Raw genomic sequence first — 19,201 nt, 5'->3', positions numbered from 1 at the left:
GCTGCGCGGGTACGTGGTGTCTCGGGTGGCGGTTCAGAAGCCGTTCGGTCGACGCGGGGGGCCCACCGGGCGGGGCGGTAGGGGTGGTCGGTGGGCCGTCTGCGTCGGGGGCCCGGGTGCCGCGTGCACCGCCGGGGGTCCGCTCGGTCCGGGTCCGGGTCCGGGTGCGGTGGGCGGTCGGGTTGCCGCCGCGACGAGTTCGCCGATCCGCGCACTGCACCGGCGGCCCTCCAGATGGAGGCGGCCCACGTTCACCCGGGCCTCGGCGAGCAGCGTGAGCACGGCGGACGGGCCCGCCGCGTAGGTGGCTGTGTAACCGTCGGCGCCCCGCACCAACAGTTCGCGGAAGGGGCCCCGGCCGGTCGCCTCGGTCAGTCGGCTGCCCACGCCGAGGGCCGCGGCGGTGAGGGCGGCGACCCCGTCGGCCTCCACCCCCTCGGCGTCCTGGGCGAGGACGAGCCCGTCGGCGCTGGCGGCGAGCGCTCCGGTGATCTGGGGGACCCGGGCGCGCAGGCGCACCAGTTCGTCGAGCACGTCGGTTTCGACGGCCATCAACTGTCTCCTCTCGGCGCGCTGTCGGAGCGCGAAGAGCTTCATGAGGCCGGGCGGCGGCGCGTCTTCGGGACGGTGGTGGTGGCTGGCGCGGGGGCGGTCGGGCCGTGGCGGGCGCGGACGCCGGCCCGGGCGCCGGTGCGGGCGCTCACTCCAGGACCAGCCGTCGTACGAGGTCGCGCAGTCTGAGGCGGGCCATCGCCAGATTGCCGGTGTCCCGGTCGAGCCACAGGTACAGGAAGGCCCGGGCGTCGGACGTCGGCTCCGCGAAGTGCATCAGGTGGTAGGCGGACCCCGTGCTGACCAGCAGGTCTTCCACGACGGGAGGCCGTACGGGTGCGGGCAGGTCACCGAGCGGGGCGCGGTGACCCGGGGGTGCGAAGACGGTGTACTCGGCGGCGGCGCGGGCCATCTCCGCGGTCTCCGCGGCCGTCGCCTCGTGGTCGCCGTTCGCGGACTCCCCGATGGAGCCGAGGGCGAGTCCGCTGGTCCAGTCGACCAGGGCCGCTCCCCGGGCACCGGGCAGGGTCATCGCCTCCAGCAGGCACGCATCGATTCCGGGCACGCCGGTTCCCTCCCCTTGGCCGCCTGGGCGCGGTGGCGTGAGTCCCGGGACGCGTGAGGCGCCCCGGTCTGGGGGAGGTTACGCAACGCACATCTGTTTGGGGGGCCTCTGGTATTTTCCTCTGGAACATGCGCGAGAACGATCAGATTTGATCGTGGAAGAAGGCATTCCGGTCACATTTTGAACGAACTGCTCGCGAACTTGCCATGGAGGCGTCTGTCCACGGGGCCTCGGGTTCGGGCCGGGCCTCGCTCGCCAGAAGTCGCGGCGACCCCCGGTAAGTCGACGTCCTGCGGTGGGCAGCATCTGCGCGTAGGACGCGCCTTTCACTCAACTCGCCTGAGAATCACGGTTGTTGCCGCTATAGGGTGGGTGCACTGCCCATGGACGAGCCGTTCTCGGGCCTGAGGTGTCGACTCACGCCCGCGCGACGGGCGGTGCCCCCGGCGCTCGGCGGCTCGACGGCCGTCGATCTGGAGGAGAACCGTGAACGGCAGCCTCAGGAGAATCCTCGTGGCGACGACCCTCTGCGGACTGGCCGTGGCGGCCGGTCCGCCTGGCGCCGTGGCCGCGCCCGGGGCGGACGCGGCCGTGCCGGCCCCGACCGCCACAACGGCCCCGGCGGCGGACTGTCCCGCTCAGCCGTGGGTCGGAGGGTTCCGCCTCGCCACCTCGGTGGCACCCGACGACACCCGCACGAGCACGGTGCTCCATCCCGAAGTTGCCGGTCCGAAGATGCAGTGCGGGGCCGAGGAGACCACCCTCCGCAAGGACGTCACCTACGCGACCGTCCCGGGCGCCGGCGGGCAGCCGCGCGAACTGAAACTCGACGTCCTGGCACCGACGACGGGCGGTCCCCGTCCGCTCGTCGTGTTCCTGCCCGGCGGCGGGTTCGTCACGGCGAACAAGTCCAGTTCCCTCGGGCGACGCACGCACCTCGCCGAACAGGGCTACGTGGTGGTGTCGATCGAGTACCGCACGACCCGGGACGAGGCGACCTACGTCGACGGCGTGGCGGACGCCAAGGCCGCGATCAGGTTCCTGCGGGCGCACGCCGCCGCGTACGGCATCAACCCGAGCGAGGTCGCCGTCTTCGGCGAGTCCGCGGGCGGGTACCTGGCGTCGATGGTCGGTGTGACCGGCGGCGTGCGGAAGTTCGACGCGGGCGCGCACCTGGACCAGAGCAGCCGGGTCCGGGCGGTCGTCAACTGGTACGGGCCGTCCGACCTGGCGAAGCTCGCCGCCGACTTCGATCCCGTGACCCGTGCGACCCATGAGGACTCCACCGACAGCGCCGCGGTGAAGTACGTCCTGGGCCCGAACGACCCGACCCGGCTCCAGGACGCGCCGGCCGCCGTCGCCGCGGCCGACCCCGCCACCTACGCGGGGCCCGGCGACGCCGCGTTCGTGCTCTTCCACGGGACCGACGACCGGGTCATCTCGCCGAGCCAGACCGTGCTGCTCCACCACGCCCTGGCGGCGAGGGGGGTACCGACCGCGAGGTTCGCGGTCAAGGACGCCGGCCACGGTCCCGTCGTGCCCGAGGGGAACGCCTCCGGCCGGATGTGGGACACCCAACGCGTGATGCGCCACGTCACGGGCTTCCTCCGGTGGCAGCTGCACTGACGCGGCCCGCGCACAGCGGCGGGGCGCGGCGGCTGGGCGGGGGCGTACTGGCCGGGGGGACCGCCTCAGAACAGCAGGCCCTCCCCGTACGCCCCGCCCGACTCGGCCACCACCTCGCTGATCGTCTGCGCCGCCCGCACCCGGGCGAAGCGCACCCGTGCCCCGGCCCCCTCGATGAGGAATCCGTGCACCGCCGGCCGGGGCAGCGAGTTGTACGCGTAGGGGTGGGCGAAGGCGTAGCCGCCGGTGTCGAGCGCGGCGACGTGGTCGCCCGGCGCGAGCAGCGGCAGCGCGCGCCCCCGGGCGAGGAGGTCACCCGCGAAGCACGCCGGACCCGCCACGTCCTGGACCTCGACCGATCCGGTCGACGGCAGCCCCTGCGCGTCGTACGCGGCGATCCGCAACGGCCACTGCTCCGGGGCGTAGACGGTGCGCGCCGCGATCTGCGCCCCCGCGTGGGTGACCGCGATCCGGCGCCCGCCCGCCGACTTGGTGTACTCGACCCGGGTGAGCACCAGCCCGTGCTTGGCCACCAGCGCCCGTCCGAACTCGGTCACCAGCCCGTACCGTCCGTCGAACAGTCCCGGCACCCGGTCGGCCAACAGCCCTGCGTACGCGTCGAACCCGGGGCCCCGCTCGTCGGAGGTGAAGTCGACGGGCAGTCCGCCGCCGATGTCCACGGTGTCCACCTGCGGTCGGCCCGCCCGCGCATTGACCTCTTCGGCGAGTGCGTACGTCTGGGCGACGCCTTCGGCCATCAGTTCCAGGGGCACCCCCTGCGAACCGGTGTGGACGTGCAACCGGGTGAGCCAGGGGCGGTCCAGGAAGGCGCGCACCACCCAGTCGCGCGCCCCCGGATCGCGGAGCGCCACACCGAACTTGGCGGTCGCGGTCGCGGTGGACAGGGCGTCGATCGAGCCCGCGCCGACCTGCGGGTTCACCCGTAGCCCGAGGGGTGGCAGACCGCGGGTGCCGTGCCCGCCGACCCGGTCGACCAGCTCGTCCAGTCGGGCGAGTTCCTGTCGGCCGTCGGCGTTCACGGCGATGCCGAGGGTCAGCGCCTCGCGCAGTTCGGCGGGCGTCTTGGCGGGGGAGTCGAGGACGGTGTGCGCCGCGGCCGTTCCGGCGACCCGGGCGAGGGCGAGTTCGCCGGGGCTCGCGACCTCCGCGCCGACGCCCTCGTCCCGCAGCAGCCGCACCACCGCGACCAGCGGGCACGCCTTGACCGCGAAGGTGTGGAGCACCCGGGTGCCCGGGGCGGCGACCCGGTCGAACGCGGTGTGCAGCGCACGGGCGCCGGCGCGGATGCCCGTCACGTCCAGCAGGGCCACGAGCGGGTCCCCGGGGCCCACGAGCCCCTGGGCGACCGCGGCCCGTACGGCGGCGTTCCGTCGTGCGACGGCGGCCGGGCCGTGGGGGGCGGGACCGGGGGTAGCCGGGTCGTGGGCGGCGGGGCTGCGGGTGTCGGAGGGGGCCGGGCGCGGGTCCGATGGGCGTTCCGTCATGGGACCCAGCGAACCACCGCAACGGCGGCCCGGCCCCGCACGGCACCCTATTGACTAGCTCTATTCATGAGATCAGGATGTGAATGGAATTCGCCATGGGCAGCCGCACCCCGGCCCGCGACACCCGGCACGGCACCCCGTTCGAGGAGGCAGACCATGTCAGGACCCCGCCCCGTACGAGCAGCGCGCGGTACGGAGCTGAGCGCCCGGGGGTGGCAGCAGGAGGCCGCGCTGCGGATGCTCCAGAACAACCTCGACCCTGAGGTGGCCGAACACCCCGACCGGCTCGTCGTCTACGGTGGCACCGGCAAGGCCGCCCGCGACTGGGCCTCCTACGACGCCATGGTCCGCACCCTGCGCACCCTGAAGCAGGACGAGACGATGCTCGTCCAGTCGGGCCGCCCGGTCGGGGTGATGACCACCCACGAGTGGGCGCCCCGGGTGCTCATCGCCAACTCCCACCTGGTCGGCGACTGGGCCAACTGGGACGAGTTCCGCCGCCTCGAAGCCCTCGGGCTCACCATGTACGGGCAGATGACGGCCGGTTCCTGGATCTACATCGGCACCCAGGGCATCCTCCAGGGCACCTACGAGACCTTCGCCGCGGTCGCCGCCAAGCGGTTCGGCGGCACCCTCGCCGGGACGATCACCCTCACCGCGGGGCTCGGCGGCATGGGCGGTGCCCAACCCCTCGCCGTGACCATGAACGACGGGGTGGCGATCTGCATCGACTGCGACCCGCGGGCCATCGAGCGCCGGATCGCCCACCGCTACCTCGACGTGCGGGCGGACTCCCCCGCGCACGCCCTGCGGCTGGCCGTCGAGGCCCGCGACGCCCGCCGCCCGCTCTCCATCGGCCTCCTCGGCAACGCCGCGGACCTCCTGCCGCAGCTGCTCGCCGAGGGCGCGCCGATCGACGTCGTCACCGACCAGACCTCCGCCCACGACCCGCTCGCCTACCTCCCGGTCGGCGTGGACTTCGCGGACATGGCGACCTTCGCGGCCGAGCGGCCCGCCGAGTTCACCGCCCGGGCCCGGGAGTCCATGGCCCGGCACGTGGCAGCCATGGTCGGCTTCCTGGACGCCGGCGCCGAGGTCTTCGACTACGGGAACAGCATCCGCGGCGAGGCCCAACTCCACGGTTACGAGCGCGCGTTCGACTTCCCCGGCTTCGTGCCCGCCTACATCCGGCCGCTGTTCTGCGAGGGGCGCGGCCCCTTCCGCTGGGCGGCCCTGTCCGGCGACCCGAAGGACATCGCCGCCACCGACCGCGCGGTCCTCGACCTGTTCCCGGAGAACGAGTCGCTGCGCCGCTGGATCACCCTCGCCCAGGACCGGGTCCACTACCAGGGCCTGCCCGCCCGGATCTGCTGGCTCGGCCACGGCGAACGGGACCGGGCCGGGGAACGCTTCAACGACATGGTCGCCAGCGGTGAACTGTCCGCGCCCGTCGTCATCGGCCGGGACCACCTGGACTGCGGATCGGTCGCCTCCCCCTACCGGGAGACCGAGGCCATGCGCGACGGCTCCGACGCCATCGCCGACTGGCCGCTGCTGAACGCCATGGTCAACGTGGCCTCGGGCGCCTCCTGGGTCTCCCTCCACCACGGCGGCGGGGTGGGCATGGGCCGCTCGATCCACGCCGGACAGGTCACCGTCGCGGACGGCACCCCGCTCGCCGGCGAGAAGATCCGCCGGGTGCTCACCAACGACCCCGGGATGGGCGTGATCCGCCACGTCGACGCCGGCTACGAGGAGGCCGAACGGGTCGCCGCGGCGCAGGACGTGCGCATCCCCATGCGGGAGGGGCGGGCGGACGCATGAACTTCCACCGGATGTGGGGCGAGCTCGCCCCGCTCGGCCGGGACCGCCGCACCGGCGGCTACCGCCGCTTCGCCTGGACGGGCGCCGACGCCGAGTGCCGTGCCTGGTTCCGCGAGCAGGCCGGACGGCGCGGCCTGACCCAGGAGACCGACCGCAACGGCAACCAGTGGGCGTGGCTCGGCGATCCGACCCGGGGCGACGCCGTGGTGACCGGCTCGCACCTCGACTCGGTCCCCGACGGCGGCGCCTTCGACGGCCCCCTCGGCATCGTGTCCGCCTTCGCCGCACTGGACGAACTCCGGGGCAGGGGAGTCGAGTTCCGTCGACCCCTCGCGATCGTCAACTTCGGGGACGAGGAGGGCGCCCGCTTCGGTCTCGCCTGCGTCGGCTCCCGGCTCGCCGCCGGCCGGCTCACCCGGGCGGAGGCGTTCGCGCTCACCGACGCGGACGGCACCACCCTGCCCGCGGCGATGGAGGCCGCCGGGTACGACCCCGAGACCATCGGCCCCGACCCCGAGCGGCTGGCCCGCATCGGCGCCTTCGTGGAACTCCACGTCGAACAGGGGCGGGCGCTCGACCTGACCGGCGACCCGGTGGGCGTGGCCTCCGCGATCTGGCCGCACGGCCGCTGGCGCTTCGACTTCCGGGGCGAGGCCAACCACGCCGGCACCACCCGGATCGAGGACCGTCGCGACCCGATGCTCCCGTACGCGGAGACCGTGCTCGCGGCCCGCCGGGCGGCCCGGCTCGCGGGCGCGGTCGCCACCTTCGGCAAGGTCGCCGTCGCCCCCAACGGCGTCAACGCGGTGCCGTCCCTCGTCCAGGGCTGGCTGGACTCGCGCGCCACCGACCAGCCCACCCTCGACCGGGTCGTCACCGAGATCGAGCGGGCCGCCCACGAGCACGCCGGACGGCACGGCGTCGACCTCGCCGTGGTCCGCGAATCGTTCACCCCCGTGGTGGAGTTCGCGCACGCCCTCCGCGACGAACTGGGCCGGCTGCTCACCCGCGGCGGCGGCCGCCCGCCGGTCCCCGTCCTCGGCACGGGCGCGGGACACGACGCCGGAATCCTCTCCGGGAGCGTCCCGACCGCGATGCTGTTCGTGCGCAACCCCACCGGCGTCTCCCACTCCCCGGCCGAACGGGCGACCGAGGACGACTGCCTGGCGGGGGTGGCCGCGCTCACCGACGTACTGGAAGGACTCGCATGCCGATGACGGCGGACCTGGGCGGCGGCGTGCCGCGCACGTACTGGCTGGAGTACGCCTGGCTGGAGAAGTCCGCCGAACCGGGCGTCCTGCTGCGGACCGGCCCGGACGGCCGCATCCACACGGTCCGCACCGGGGTCGCCGCCCCGCCCCCCGGCGCCGAAGTCCTGCGGGGCCTGACGCTGCCCGGCCTCGCCAACGCCCACTCGCACGCCTTCCACCGGGCGCTGCGCGGCACCGTCCAGGCCGGGGCGGGCACCTTCTGGACCTGGCGGGAGGTCATGTACTCGGTGGCCGACCGGCTGGACCCGGACACCTACCTGGCGCTGGCCCGCGCGGTGTACGCGGAGATGGCCCTCGCCGGGATCACCGTCGTCGGGGAGTTCCACTACCTCCACCACGCCCCGGGCGGCACCCGCTACGGCGACCCCAACGCGATGGGCGAGGCCCTGATCGAGGCGGCGGCCGACGCCGGCGTCCGCATCACCCTGCTGGACACCGCGTACCTCTCCGCCGGCTTCGGCGAACCCCCCACCCACCACCAGCTCCGCTTCTCGGACGGTTCCACCGGGGCGTGGGCCGAACGCGTCGACGCCCTGCGCGAGTCACCGCACACCCGCATCGGCGCGGCGATCCACTCGGTCCGGGCCGTGCCCGTCGACCAGTTCCCCGCCGTCACGCAGTGGGCCGCCGAACGCGGGGCGCCCCTGCACGTGCACGTCTCGGAACAGCCCGCGGAGAACGAGGGCTGTCTGCGCGCGTACGGCTGCACGCCCGTCCGGCTGCTCGCCGACCATGGGGTCCTCGGCCCCCGCACCACCGGCGTCCACCACACCCACCTCACCCCCGAGGACATCGAGCTGATCGGCGCGCGGTCGACCGGCACCTGCATGTGCCCGACCACCGAACGCGACCTCGCCGACGGCATCGGCCCCGCCCGCGACCTCCAGAAGGCCGGCTCGCCGCTCTGCCTCGGCTCCGACAGCCATGCCGTGATCGACCTGCTGGAGGAGACCCGGGCGCTCGAACTGAACGAACGGCTCCGCACCCGCATCCGGGGCCACTGGACCACCGCCGCACTGCTGCGGGCCGCATCGCCCGACGGGTACGCGGCCCTCGGCTGGCCCGACGGCGGCACGCTCGCGCCGGGCGCCCTCGCCGACTTCACCACCGTCGCCCTCGACAGCGTCCGCACCGCGGGCCCGCCGCCCCGGCTGGTGGCCGAGGCGGTCGTCTTCGCCGGCACGGCCGCGGACGTGCGCCACACGGTGGTCGCCGGGCGGCACGTGGTCCGCGACGGCGTCCACACCCTCGTCCCCGAGCCGGCGCGTGCCCTGCGCGAGGCGATCGCGGCACTGAAGGAGTAGGGCCACCCCTTTCGGTGCGCTGCGGCTTCGCGCAGTTCCCCGCGCCCCTGTCGGGGCGTTCCGCCGGGCGTGCGCTGGTCCCGTGCGGGTGCATCGTGGCTGCTCGCGCAGTTCCCCGCGCCCCCTGTCGGGCGCGATCCGGTGGGCGTCCGGTGTTCCCAGCGGGCGGGCGGATCCGCTCCGGCGAGACGCGCCCCCAATAGGGGCGCGGGGAACTGCGCAAATCAACCGCGCACCCGCACAGGGACAGCGCACGCCCACCGGAACGCACCCGATGGGGGCGCGGGGAACTGCGCAAGACCACCGCGCACCCGCACAGGGACAGCCCACGCCCACCGGAACGCCCCCGATAGGGGCGCGGGGAACTGCGCAAGACCACCGCGCACCCGCACAGGGACAGCCCACGCCCACCAGATCGCACCCGACAGGGGCGCGGGGAACTGCGCGAACCACCAGCGCACCCGCACAGAACAACGCACGCCCACCGGATCGCACCCGATAGGGGCGCGGGGAACTGCGCGAAACAACCGCGCACCCGCACAGAACAACGCACCACCAGGTGGACGTACCCGAAGGGGCGCGGGGAACTGCGCGGGGCACCCCCCACGCACCCGCCACCCGCTCAGGACCGCTTCGGCTCCAACCGCAGCACGGTGATGCCGCAGGCGAACGGCCGGGCGTCGACGAGCCGGAAGTTCCGGTACGCCCCCGGCCCCCCGAAGACCGGCATCCCGCCGCCGAGCGCGACCGGGTTGACGAACACGTGCAGCTCGTCGATCAGCTGCCGCTCGATCAGCTCGGCCACCAGGGTGCCGCCCCCGTAGACGATGAGGTCCCCGCCGGGCTGCTCCTTGAGCCGGGTGACGGTCTCCGTCAGGTCGCCGCCCTCGACCACCGTGTTCTCCCACGGCGATGCGGTCAGGGTGCGGGAGATCACGACCTTGTGCGCCCGGTTGATCTGGTCGACGGCCTCCTTGGGCTCGTCCTCGGGCCCGGCCGCCCAGTGCGGGATGAAGCCCTCGGCGAGCTTGCGGCCCAGCACGATGGTGTCGACCCGCTCGGCCAGCCCGGTCGTGTACGCGCTGATGTCCTCGCCTTCGGGGTACGTCAGCCAGTCCATCTCCCCGTTCGGGCCGGACATGTAACCGTCGACGCTCATCTGCACCTGGAGCTTGAACGTGCGCATGGTGGGTTCCTCTCGGTCTCGCCGTCCTGATCTGCCCTCAGCGTGCCGGTAACCGCTTACGGATCACTTACGGTCGCCTTCCGCCGTACGCGACGGGCGTACGTACGCGACGGGTGCGCCGTGCGTGACGGGGCGCGGCGCCGGTGTCCGACGGCGGGTGCCGCCTACCGCTTCGGCGTCAGCAAGGGGTCCGTCACCCGGCGTATATGCCGCGCATCGAGGGCAACGCCCCACGGGTGCAGCGGGCCCGCGGCGCGAATCCGACTGCGTCCCCGCTGATCGTTTATGCCCGGTTGTCCAAGGGGCGCTCCGAGAATGCGCCGAACACCGTAGGCGCTACGGAAAAGGTATGGACCAGTCGGTCGGTCGACTCCGTGGAAAAGTGTTCCCACTTGCACGGGAACACCCCGTTCCCGGCCGGGAACACCTTTTCCCCGGGCGACACTGAGATGACCGCAAGACGGCTCCGGTGCTCCCGTTCGTCCGGGGGCGGAGCACCCCGTGTCCAGGAGGGTTCACGTGAATCGATCTCTGCTGACCCCGCGCTCGGCGTTGGTTCTGCTGTTGGGTGTTCTCGTCGGTGTGGGAGCAGGGATACTTGCCGTCCATTCCCGCGGCGGCGACCACGCACAGCCGGTCATGGTAGGGGTGGCAGCATTCGCCGCAGCCGTGGCGTTCTTCAACTCCATCATCGATTAGGCGCACTTCCCGGAGTCAATGATCAAAATGCGGGAACAGGCACGACCCGTCCGCGCAGCACCGCGGAACGACACAGTCGAGCAACACACGACATCGAACTGCGCGCGCGTCCGGGTCCTTCGACGAACGTCCCGGGGAGGTCGGGGAGGAGACGGTGGTGACGGAAGACGCTGATCATGAGGAACCGTGCTTCGACGAGGTGGAGGGGCGCCAGTCGCTGTCGTCGAAGCTGAGTCCGCAAGCACGGGACCTGGCGTTGGCCCTGCGCCGTCTGATGAAGGGATCGGGTCAGTCGCAACGGCAGTTCGTGGCCTATCACGACATCAGCACCGCCGCGGTCTCCCGCTATCTGAGCGGCGAACGCATTCCGCGCAAGGACTTCCTCGACTGGTTGCTCAAGTCGGCCTGCAAGGCCCGCGGCGTGGAGGTCAGCGCGCAGGCGCGGAGCAGGCTGTACCAACTGCACCTCGATGCGTTGCAGACGGAGAACCCGGCCCGGTACCAGGAGCAGTTGGCCATGGACCGACTGGAGGACGCCGTCATGCACGAGGGGGAGCTGGAACTCGAACGCGGGGAACTGCGGACGGCCGTCGCGGGGGAGCGCCGGGAACTGCGGGAACTCGCCTCTCAGCTCCGTGAGGTCGAGGCGGCGCAGCAGCGGGAACGGGGCCTGTTACGGGTGGACCTGGAACGGCACCGGGCGCGCAAGGAGGAACTGGAGGGGGCCTGCACCCGCCTGCGGGACAAGGTCACCCATCTGGAGAAGCGGCTGCGCGAGGCCGAGCAGGAACGGGACGGCGTACGGGTGCGCTGCAAGTTGCTGGAAGCGGAACTGGCCGTCGCCCAGGAGGCGGCCGAGCGGGAGGAACGGCAACGGCAGGAGCAGCAGGAGCAACGGCGTCAGGCCGAGGCCGCCGCACGGGCCGGGCGCCACCGGGAGGACCTGGAGAGCGCCGAGCGGGAGGCCCGGCTGGTGCGTCAGGCAGCCGCCCGCCAGGCCGCGGCCCAGCTGGAGGAGGCCCGGGCCCGGGCGAACGACCTGGTGCAGGAGGCGACGCTACGGGCCACGAAGGTCCGCCCCACGGTGCTCAAACGATCCACCGCGTTACGGCAACTGCGCGAAGCCGCCGAGGAGATGGCCGAGCAGCGGCTGCCCGAACTGGCCGAGAAGCTCTCCCGGGCCGAAACCGACGACGTGGACGGCTTCGTGCGTTCCGTCGGCATCCACAGCCGGGACGACGTCGGGCAGGCGGCCCGGGCGCTGGACTCGGTGCACCGCGCGTCCGTGCAGATGGCCGTCGACCAGGCCGTCCTGCGCCGGAACCTCAACACGATGCTCGCCAACCTCTCACGGCGCTGCCTGGACCTGGTCCGGCGCCAGCTCACGTTGATCTCCGCGCTGGAGTCCCGCGAGGCCGACCCCCGCCAACTCGCCGCGCTGTTCCAACTGGACCACCTCGCGACCCGCATGCGCCGCAACGGGGAGAACCTGCTGGTCCTCGCGGGTGAGGAGCCCGGCCGCTACTGGAACCGTCCGGCGCCGCTGGTCGACGTGTTGCGCGCCGCGGCCTCCGAGGTGGAACAGTACGAGCGGATCGCGATGTGGTTGGTGCCGGACACCGAGGTCGCCGCGCGCGTCGTCAACGACCTGGTGCACCTGCTCGCCGAACTCCTGGAGAACGCCACGTCGTTCTCCTCGCCGCAGACCCGGGCCAAGGTCACCGGGCACGCCCTGTCGGACGGTCGGGTGCTTATCGAGATCGACGACACCGGCATCGGTCTCTCCCCGGAAGCACTGGACGCGATCAACGAACGCCTGGCCGCCCCGCCGACCGTGGACGTCTCGGTCTCCCGCCGCATGGGCCTGTTCGTGGTCGGCCGGCTGTCCCAGCGGCACGGCATCCGCGTCCAGTTGCGCCCCTCGGTCTCCGGCGGCACCACGGCCCTGGTGATGCTCCCCGCGGGCGTCACCCGGCCCCGCGGCGGCGGTTCGACGAGTCGAACCGACCCTCCCCCGCCGGAAGCGTGAATCGGGCCCCAAGATCATCTACCCGACAACGCGCATATCGGCGACGCGCCATGGACCGGCCGTCCGAGATGGGCCTACCGTCCTCGTGGCAGCAGGGCAACGCCCTGCGTTCGAGGAGGGAAACCATGGCGCGTGAGGAACTGATCCGCCTTACCGGCAACACGGCCGGTCCCACCTGTGACGACGATGATTGCCCGAACGTCTACCGGACCAGGAGGGGGTCGTTCGTCGTCCAGGGCGACGCGTCCGACGCGTTCACCCCGCCTGCCGGGGAAGGGTTGGTCGAGATCCCCGAACACGTCCTGAGGGAGGCCGTCCGTGCTCTTGGATGGTGAGGACTGGCGTCGCTTCTTCGACGCCTTCGAGCGCGAAGCGTGGCGGTTCGAGGCGCAGCCCACGTACACCATGCCCAACGAGCAGAAGAACGTGGCCCGCTTCCTGCGAGGTGAGGACAAGCCTGCCGACCACAACGCCCGCTGGCACGAACGGGTGCGCGGATACGTCGAATCCGGCAAGCGCATCGGCCGGGTCCGCATCGTGAAGCAGCCGCTCACCGACTACCAGCGGTACCAGTTCGCCTGGGGGATCCCCGGGAACATCGCAGCCGGTGAAGACATCCGTATCCTGGATGTGACACACAGCGATTTCAGCTTGCCGATCTCCGGGCAGGATTGGTGGATGTTCGATGACGTCCGCATCGCACACCTGAACTTCCGCCCGGACGGGACCCCGATCAACCGTGAATCATACGAAGGCGATGTTGGGGCCTACCGGGCGTGGCAGCGCACGGCCCTGGAGCACGCAGTCCGTTTCGAGGAGTACGTGAAGGGTCTTGACGCTTGACCCCGGCCAGCTGGGTCGGTCAAAAGGAGACCTGGCAGAAACACTCCGCAGCATGCGCGAGCGGGCCGGCCGCACCCAGGTCTGGCTCGCTCGCCGCTGCCATTTTTCGCAGACCAAGCTCAGCAACATCGAGACCGGACGGGCCACGCCCGGACTCGTCGATGTCGAACTGATCCTCAGAGCCCTTGAGGCGCCTCCTGAGCTCGTCATGGAGACGACCGCCCTCGCGCGCCTCGCCCATACGGAGTGGCAGGGGAAGCGGGCGTCCTGGCGTAGGGGTCCGGAGAAGCGGCAAGCGGAGCTGGCCGGCCTCGAAGGCGAGGCGACGGTGCTTCGTTACTTCCTGCCCGCGATGGTGACCGGACTCCTGGCCACGCCCGACTACATCAAGGCCAGCCTCAGTCACTCCCCGGTGGACACCACCAAGACGGTCGCCAGGAAGCTGGACCGGCAAGCGGTCCTCTACGACACGACGAAGCGGTTCACGTTCCTCCTGACGGAACAAGCCGTGCGATGGGCCGTGGTTCCGCGCATGGCGATGGCCGTCCAGATGGACCACCTCGCCTCGATCTCCCACCTGCCTCAGGTGCGTATCGGGATCGTCCCCACCGGCACGGTCGTCAGCCGTGGACCGTTGAACACCTTCACCGTTGTGCGAGCACCTGGGGCGGTTCGTGCACCACTGGCCGGAGCGTCCCGATGCCGAGCGGCACGACGAGCACGCGCTCACCCGTACGGTGGCCGTCATCGAGCAGGCGGGGCACACCGTGGACGGCGAGCTGTGGACGGGACCGACCAGGCTCCTGGTCCCGGTGGCGGCGAACTGCTCCCACACGCCCAAGCCCGGTGGCTGTGGTCCGATCAATCCGGGCAAGTGCGCCTCGCACTGACCGGGCGGCGGCGGTGGCCGTGCTGGCCGCAGACGGAGGGAAAGAAGGAAGCGTGAACGCTGAACAGGCCCGACAGGTCGACACGGTGTTGCGGCGGTTGGGAATCGCCGGAGTGGTCGCACCACGGGACCCGGAGAACACGGCAGGGGACTGGAGCGTGTACGACACGGCCGATCCCGCGACGCGCCGGGAGGTGGCCGCTGACGCGTTGGCCTCCGTGGCCGCCGTGTTCCCGGAGGGTCCGCGTCCGGGGCCGACACGAGGATTCGTCGTGCCACCCACGGACGGGTGACCGCCTGCTGGTGAACCGGCGAGGGCGCGCCCCTGCCGCGAACGGCAGGGGCGTCATCGTGCGGGTCTGACCTCCGTAGCCCCTTACGGAAGGTTGCGGGCCATGACGATGCGCTGGATCTGGTTGGTGCCCTCGTAGATTTGGGTGATCTTCGCGTCCCGCATCATCCGCTCCAGCGGGTAGTCACGGGTGTAGCCGTAACCGCCGAGGAGCTGCACCGCGTCCGTGGTGATCTCCATCGCCGCGTCGGAGGCGTAGCACTTGGCCGCCGCGCCGAAGAAGGTCAGTTCGTTCTCGGTGCCGCCGAGGGCGACCCGCTCCGACTTGGCCGCCGCCGCGTAGGTGAGTTGGCGGGCGGCCTCCAGCTTCATCGCCATGTCCGCCAACATGAACTGGACGCCCTGGAAGTCACCGACCGGCTTGCCGAACTGCTTGCGCTCGCGGACGTAGTCCTTCGCGTAGTCCAGGGCGCCCTGGGCGATGCCGAGGGCCTGCGCGGCGATGGTGATGCGCGTGTGGTCCAGGGTCTTCATCGCGGTGGCGAAGCCGGTGCCCTCCGCGCCGATCAGACGGTCGGCGGGGATGCGGACGTTGTCGAGGTACACCTCGCGGGTGGGGGAGCCCTTGATGCCGAGCTTCCTCTCGGGGGCGCCGAAGGAGACGCCCTCGTCGGACTTCTCCACCACGAACGCCGAGATGCCGCGGGTCCGCTGCTCGGGGTCCGTGACCGCCATCACCGTGTAGTACTCGGACACGCCCGCGTTGGTGATCCAGCGCTTCACCCCGTTCAACACCCAGGAGTCGCCGTCCCGGACCGCCCGGGTCTTCATGCCGGCCGCGTCCGAACCGGCGTCCGGCTCGGACAGGCAGTACGAGAACATCGCGTCGCCCTTGGCCAGGGGGCCGAGGTACTTCCGCTTGAGCTCCTCGGAGCCGGCCAGGATCACCGGCAGCGAGCCGAGCTTGTTGACGGCCGGGATCAGGGAGGACGACGCGCAGGCGCGGGCGACCTCCTCGATGACGATCACCGTCGCGAGGGCGTCCGCCCCGGCGCCGCCGTATGCCTCCGGTACGTGGACCGCGTGCAGATCGGAGGCGACGAGCGCGTCCAGCGCCTCCTGGGGGAAACGGGCCTCCTCGTCCACCGCGGCGGCGAAGGGGGTGATCTTGGCCGCCGCGAGCGCGCGGACCGTCTCGCGGAGCATGTCGTGCTCTTCGGACGGCCGGTACAGGTCGAATGCCGGGTTGTCTGCCGAGCCAGCCACGGTTCACGCTCCCAGTCTGCTAACTACCGTTAAGTAACTCGTCGAGTAACCCGAATTCTAGGGGCCCGGGGGTGGGGGGACCAGGTGACCTCGGCGACACGTCGTCCCGGCGGTCCGCCGCGTGACCTCGACGCGGACGACGGCCCCGTCCGTCGCCCCACTATGCTCGGCCGGGCGTGACCGGCACCCCGGATCGCCGCAGACCACGACCTTCGCTACGTACCGGAGCACTCATGGCCCCCCTCAAGATCACCGTGATCGGCACCGGGTACCTCGGTGCCACCCATGCCGCCGCCATGGCGGAGCTGGGCTTCGAGGTCCTGGGTCTCGACGTCGTCCCCGAGAAGATCGCCCTCCTCGGCGAGGGACGCGTACCGATGTACGAGCCGGGTCTGGAGGAGCTGCTGCGCAAGCACGTCGCCGGCATCGAGGGGTCCACCGGGCGGCTGCGGTTCACCATGGACTGGGCGGAGGTCGCCGCCTTCGGCGACGTGCACTTCGTCTGCGTCAACACCCCGCAGAAGCACGGCGAGTACGCCTGCGACATGTCGTACGTCGACTCCGCCTTCGCCTCGCTCGCCCGACACCTGGAACGGCCCTGCCTGGTGGTCGGCAAGTCGACCGTTCCGGTGGGCAGCGCGGACCGGCTCGCCGCCCTGCTCGCCGAACTGGCGCCCGCCGGGGACGGCGCCGAACTGGCCTGGAACCCGGAGTTCCTGCGCGAGGGGTTCGCCGTCGGGGACACCCTGCACCCGGACCGGATCGTCGCCGGGGTGCGCAGCGCGTCCGCCGAGAAGCTGCTGCGCGAGGTGTACGCCGTCCCCATCGGGGAGGGGGCGCCCTTCGTCGTGACGGACTTCCCCACCGCCGAGTTGGTGAAGACCGCCGCGAACTCGTTCCTCGCGACGAAGATCTCCTTCATCAACGCGATGGCGGAGGTCTGCGAGGCCGCCGGCGGGGACGTCGTCAAGCTCGCCGAGGCCATCGGCTACGACGAGCGGATCGGCAACAAGTTCCTGCGGGCCGGGATCGGGTTCGGCGGCGGCTGCCTGCCCAAGGACATCCGGGCGTTCATGGCGCGCGCCGGCGAGCTGGGCGCCGACCAGGCGTTGACGTTCCTGCGCGAGATCGACTCCATCAACATGCGGCGGCGCGGCCAGATGGTGGAGATGGCCCGCGAAGCGCTGGGCGGCGGGTCGTTCCTCGGGCGCCGGGTGGCGGTGCTGGGCGCCACGTTCAAGCCCGACTCGGACGACGTACGGGACTCGCCGGCGTTGAACGTCGCCGGGCAGATCCACCTCCAGGGCGGTCAGGTGACCGTGTACGACCCGAAGGGCATGGACAACGCGCGGCGGCTGTTCCCGACGCTCGGCTACGCGCAGACCGCGGTGGACGCGGTGCGCGGGGCGGACGTGGTGCTGCACCTCACGGAGTGGCGGGAGTTCCGCGAGTTGGACCCTGCGGTGCTGGGGGCGGTCGCCCGGGAGCGGGTGGTGCTGGACGGGCGCAATGCGTTGGACCCTGCGGTGTGGCGTTCTGCGGGGTGGGTGTTCCGGGCGATGGGGCGCCCCACGGCGTAAGCCCTCGGGCTGCGGCCTTGCGGGGTCAGGTTTGTTCTATGTGCAGGGGGGTGCCGATCACCAGGCGTTGGATTCCTGGGATGCCGGCACGTCTGATCTGCTGCCGTTGCGCTTCGACCACGGCCACGGTGACCGCGATGCCCCGCACGGTGGGCAACGGGATCTTGTTCTGACCGTTGGTCCGCATGATCGCCTGCCACGCGTACGAGGACGCCCCGCCGAGGTCCGCGCCGACGCGGGCGGAGTCGCCTTCCGCCTTCTCCGTGATGGCCCGGAGCGGATCGACACTGGGGCTGAGCGCGCTGGGCGAGCTGAACGCTCCGGTGGCGTGACGGGCCGCACCCACGAGTACGAGGGCGGCCCCGCCGACGTGACCGGCCACCCAGAACCCCCGCTCCTCCACCAGCCGCGCGGCAGGCGTGTCGAAGAGGAAGAAGGGCGGCAGCTGCGCCTCCTCGGTGCTCAGGCATTCGAAGTCCAACGGGGCCGTGTCCTGCACGATCCGCTTCTCCACCCGGCGCACCTCGCTCACCAGGCCCGGGCCGGCGTTGGTGAAGCGGAGTTCGGCTTCGGCGACGGGGGTCTTGAACTTCAGGGCGAGTCCACGGAAGGAATCCAGGACGCTCTTGTCGTACTGCTCGGTAAGGAGTTCCAGCTTGGAGCGGGACACGTACCAGAAGAAACTCACGTCCGCGTCCTCTCCAGTGCGACGTACTCCTGCCTCGACCCGGCCGCGTCTTGCAGGACGAGGGGGTACTGCTCCAGTGCTGCGCGGTCGGGGGGATCGGTCCGTTCGAACTCCGAGCGGTCGGCGCGGAGGTCGAGGGGCTGGCGGGAGAGGCCGTCGAGGAGGGCCAGCAGGGTCTCCGCGTGATGGGGCCCCAGCCAGGTCGAGGGCGATTCGATCCAGTCCACCGGTTGGTAGAGCCGGTACAGCGCGAGCACGTAGACGAGGTCGTGCACGGTGATGTTCATCCGGAAGAACGGACACGACAGCGAGGCCTTGACATCGTCCGGGGTGAACGTGCCGGCCAGGACCCCGTACATGATCCGCAGGACTGCGGATTCGTCCAGTTGCGGCCCGACGGGCAACCCGTCCGTCGGGCGAAGCGCGAGCAACGACCGCACACGGGGCGGGAGTTCGCTGAGGTCGAGGGCGTCCGCGAGTGCGGGATTGCGGGGCAGCAGCGCTCCCCAGCGGTGGAGCCACCCGGTCTCGCTGAGGTGCCCGCTGCCCAGGAAGTGGCAGTCCGCCGCGAGCAGGTGCTGGACCCTCTCCCAGAACAGCGTCGTCCTCGTCAGGGCGGCGGGAACGTCCAGGACCCTTTCGAAGGAGAGGGCCCCTTTCCTCTGGTGGGTGTTGCTGGCCGGGAGGAGGTAGCGGTCCTCTCGCACTCCGTAGAGCTGAACGGTGGAGAAGGCCACCCGCTGCCCGTCCACGCTGATTTCGAGGTCGTCGTAGAGGTCGTTCGCCACGGCGGACCCGCGGGCGTTGGGGTGCTCGATCAAGGCGTTCACCGGCGGCAGCAGGGGGGTGTCCCGCTCCCACAGCGCGTCTTCCGCGGCCGGTAATCGCATGACGTAGGAGCGCCGCGTCGGAGCGTGCCGACAGAGGAAGACCTCGGCGTCGGCCCCGGAACCGAGGTGCTGCCCGATGCCGAACCACGCGAAGTCCCGGCCGACGTAGTCATCCGCAGTGATCATGGAAAACTCGCAAGGGGCGGGTGGGCGGGGGCGTTTCCCAGCGTTGCAGCGCAGGGGGGAAACGGC

The 19,201-nt window shown here is 71.8% G+C and carries 18 protein-coding genes; 11 read left to right on the top strand and 7 right to left on the bottom strand.

The window, feature by feature from the left end; translation table 11 throughout:
- Positions 1 to 33: 33 nt before the first annotated feature.
- Both ACFYOU_RS02655 and ACFYOU_RS02650 read right to left on the bottom strand, forming a co-directional pair.
- Positions 34 to 552 (bottom strand): roadblock/LC7 domain-containing protein, encoded by a 519-nt coding sequence (locus ACFYOU_RS02655; protein WP_391302959.1) that lies wholly within the window; start codon positions 550 to 552, stop codon positions 34 to 36.
- 148 nt (positions 553 to 700) lie between these two features.
- Positions 701 to 1,117, bottom strand: coding sequence for a hypothetical protein (locus ACFYOU_RS02650; protein ID WP_389761975.1), 417 nt, complete (start codon positions 1,115 to 1,117; stop codon positions 701 to 703).
- A gap of 513 nt (positions 1,118 to 1,630) precedes the next feature.
- Between ACFYOU_RS02650 and ACFYOU_RS02645 the strand changes: the two genes are divergently transcribed.
- Positions 1,631 to 2,743, top strand: coding sequence for a carboxylesterase family protein (locus ACFYOU_RS02645; RefSeq protein ID WP_391302957.1), 1,113 nt, complete (start codon positions 1,631 to 1,633; stop codon positions 2,741 to 2,743).
- Between the two features lie 65 nt (positions 2,744 to 2,808).
- On the opposite strand, the gene ACFYOU_RS02640 is transcribed toward ACFYOU_RS02645, so the two are convergent.
- Positions 2,809 to 4,248, bottom strand: coding sequence for a diaminopimelate decarboxylase (locus ACFYOU_RS02640; protein ID WP_391302955.1), 1,440 nt, complete (start codon positions 4,246 to 4,248; stop codon positions 2,809 to 2,811).
- 156 nt (positions 4,249 to 4,404) lie between these two features.
- On the opposite strand from ACFYOU_RS02640, the gene hutU reads away from it, so the two are divergent.
- The 3 genes from hutU to ACFYOU_RS02625 are packed head-to-tail and all read left to right on the top strand — an operon-like array spanning position 4,405 to position 8,647.
- Positions 4,405 to 6,072, top strand: a complete 1,668-nt coding sequence (hutU, locus tag ACFYOU_RS02635; RefSeq protein WP_391302953.1) for a urocanate hydratase — start codon at positions 4,405 to 4,407, stop codon at positions 6,070 to 6,072.
- A complete protein-coding gene (locus ACFYOU_RS02630) occupies positions 6,069 to 7,289 on the top strand; it encodes an allantoate amidohydrolase (protein WP_391302951.1) in 1,221 nt (406 codons plus the stop codon). Before hutU ends, ACFYOU_RS02630 begins: the two co-directional genes overlap by 4 nt.
- Positions 7,286 to 8,647 (top strand): formimidoylglutamate deiminase, encoded by a 1,362-nt coding sequence (locus ACFYOU_RS02625; RefSeq protein WP_391302949.1) that lies wholly within the window; start codon positions 7,286 to 7,288, stop codon positions 8,645 to 8,647. Before ACFYOU_RS02630 ends, ACFYOU_RS02625 begins: the two co-directional genes overlap by 4 nt.
- Positions 8,648 to 9,269: 622 nt before the next feature.
- Here the strand turns inward: ACFYOU_RS02625 and ACFYOU_RS02620 are convergent.
- Complete coding sequence (locus ACFYOU_RS02620; protein ID WP_391302947.1) at positions 9,270 to 9,833, bottom strand: dihydrofolate reductase family protein; 564 nt, start codon at positions 9,831 to 9,833, stop codon at positions 9,270 to 9,272.
- Positions 9,834 to 10,352: 519 nt separating this feature from the next.
- Between ACFYOU_RS02620 and ACFYOU_RS02615 the strand changes: the two genes are divergently transcribed.
- From ACFYOU_RS02615 to ACFYOU_RS02590, 6 genes are all read left to right on the top strand, one after another.
- Entirely contained in the window at positions 10,353 to 10,532 is a 180-nt protein-coding gene (locus tag ACFYOU_RS02615; protein WP_391302945.1) for a hypothetical protein, read from the top strand.
- Positions 10,533 to 10,689: 157 nt separating this feature from the next.
- A complete protein-coding gene (locus tag ACFYOU_RS02610) occupies positions 10,690 to 12,561 on the top strand; it encodes an ATP-binding protein (RefSeq protein ID WP_391302943.1) in 1,872 nt (623 codons plus the stop codon).
- Between the two features lie 125 nt (positions 12,562 to 12,686).
- On the top strand, positions 12,687 to 12,896 hold the full coding sequence (locus ACFYOU_RS02605) for a hypothetical protein (protein WP_391302941.1): 210 nt from the start codon (positions 12,687 to 12,689) through the stop codon (positions 12,894 to 12,896).
- Positions 12,880 to 13,404: a DUF6879 family protein gene (locus ACFYOU_RS02600; protein ID WP_391302939.1), complete on the top strand. Its 525-nt coding sequence runs from the start codon at positions 12,880 to 12,882 to the stop codon at positions 13,402 to 13,404. Before ACFYOU_RS02605 ends, ACFYOU_RS02600 begins: the two co-directional genes overlap by 17 nt.
- On the top strand, positions 13,394 to 14,350 hold the full coding sequence (locus ACFYOU_RS02595; protein ID WP_391302936.1) for a Scr1 family TA system antitoxin-like transcriptional regulator: 957 nt from the start codon (positions 13,394 to 13,396) through the stop codon (positions 14,348 to 14,350). Before ACFYOU_RS02600 ends, ACFYOU_RS02595 begins: the two co-directional genes overlap by 11 nt.
- Entirely contained in the window at positions 14,347 to 14,586 is a 240-nt protein-coding gene (locus ACFYOU_RS02590) for a hypothetical protein (protein ID WP_391302934.1), read from the top strand. The genes ACFYOU_RS02595 and ACFYOU_RS02590 overlap by 4 nt, the downstream gene beginning before the upstream one ends.
- 83 nt (positions 14,587 to 14,669) lie before the next feature.
- On the opposite strand, the gene ACFYOU_RS02585 is transcribed toward ACFYOU_RS02590, so the two are convergent.
- Positions 14,670 to 15,851 (bottom strand): acyl-CoA dehydrogenase family protein, encoded by a 1,182-nt coding sequence (locus ACFYOU_RS02585; RefSeq protein WP_389761951.1) that lies wholly within the window; start codon positions 15,849 to 15,851, stop codon positions 14,670 to 14,672.
- Positions 15,852 to 16,084: 233 nt separating this feature from the next.
- Between ACFYOU_RS02585 and ACFYOU_RS02580 the strand changes: the two genes are divergently transcribed.
- Entirely contained in the window at positions 16,085 to 17,431 is a 1,347-nt protein-coding gene (locus ACFYOU_RS02580; protein WP_391302932.1) for a nucleotide sugar dehydrogenase, read from the top strand.
- 25 nt (positions 17,432 to 17,456) lie between these two features.
- Here ACFYOU_RS02580 and ACFYOU_RS02575 read toward each other — a convergent pair whose 3' ends face one another.
- Together ACFYOU_RS02575 and ACFYOU_RS02570 are read right to left on the bottom strand one after the other, a co-directional pair.
- Positions 17,457 to 18,119, bottom strand: a complete 663-nt coding sequence (locus ACFYOU_RS02575) for a DUF7019 family protein (protein WP_391302930.1) — start codon at positions 18,117 to 18,119, stop codon at positions 17,457 to 17,459.
- A complete protein-coding gene (locus ACFYOU_RS02570) occupies positions 18,116 to 19,135 on the bottom strand; it encodes a hypothetical protein (protein ID WP_391302928.1) in 1,020 nt (339 codons plus the stop codon). The genes ACFYOU_RS02575 and ACFYOU_RS02570 overlap by 4 nt, the downstream gene beginning before the upstream one ends.
- Positions 19,136 to 19,201: the final 66 nt, after the last annotated feature.

Origin of the sequence: Streptomyces sp. NPDC005955, assembly GCF_042871255.1 — a bacterium.
GTDB lineage: Bacteria > Actinomycetota > Actinomycetes > Streptomycetales > Streptomycetaceae > Streptomyces.
The sequence above is the reverse complement of the archived record's forward strand: the minus strand, read 5'-3'. Positions and strand labels throughout refer to the sequence as shown.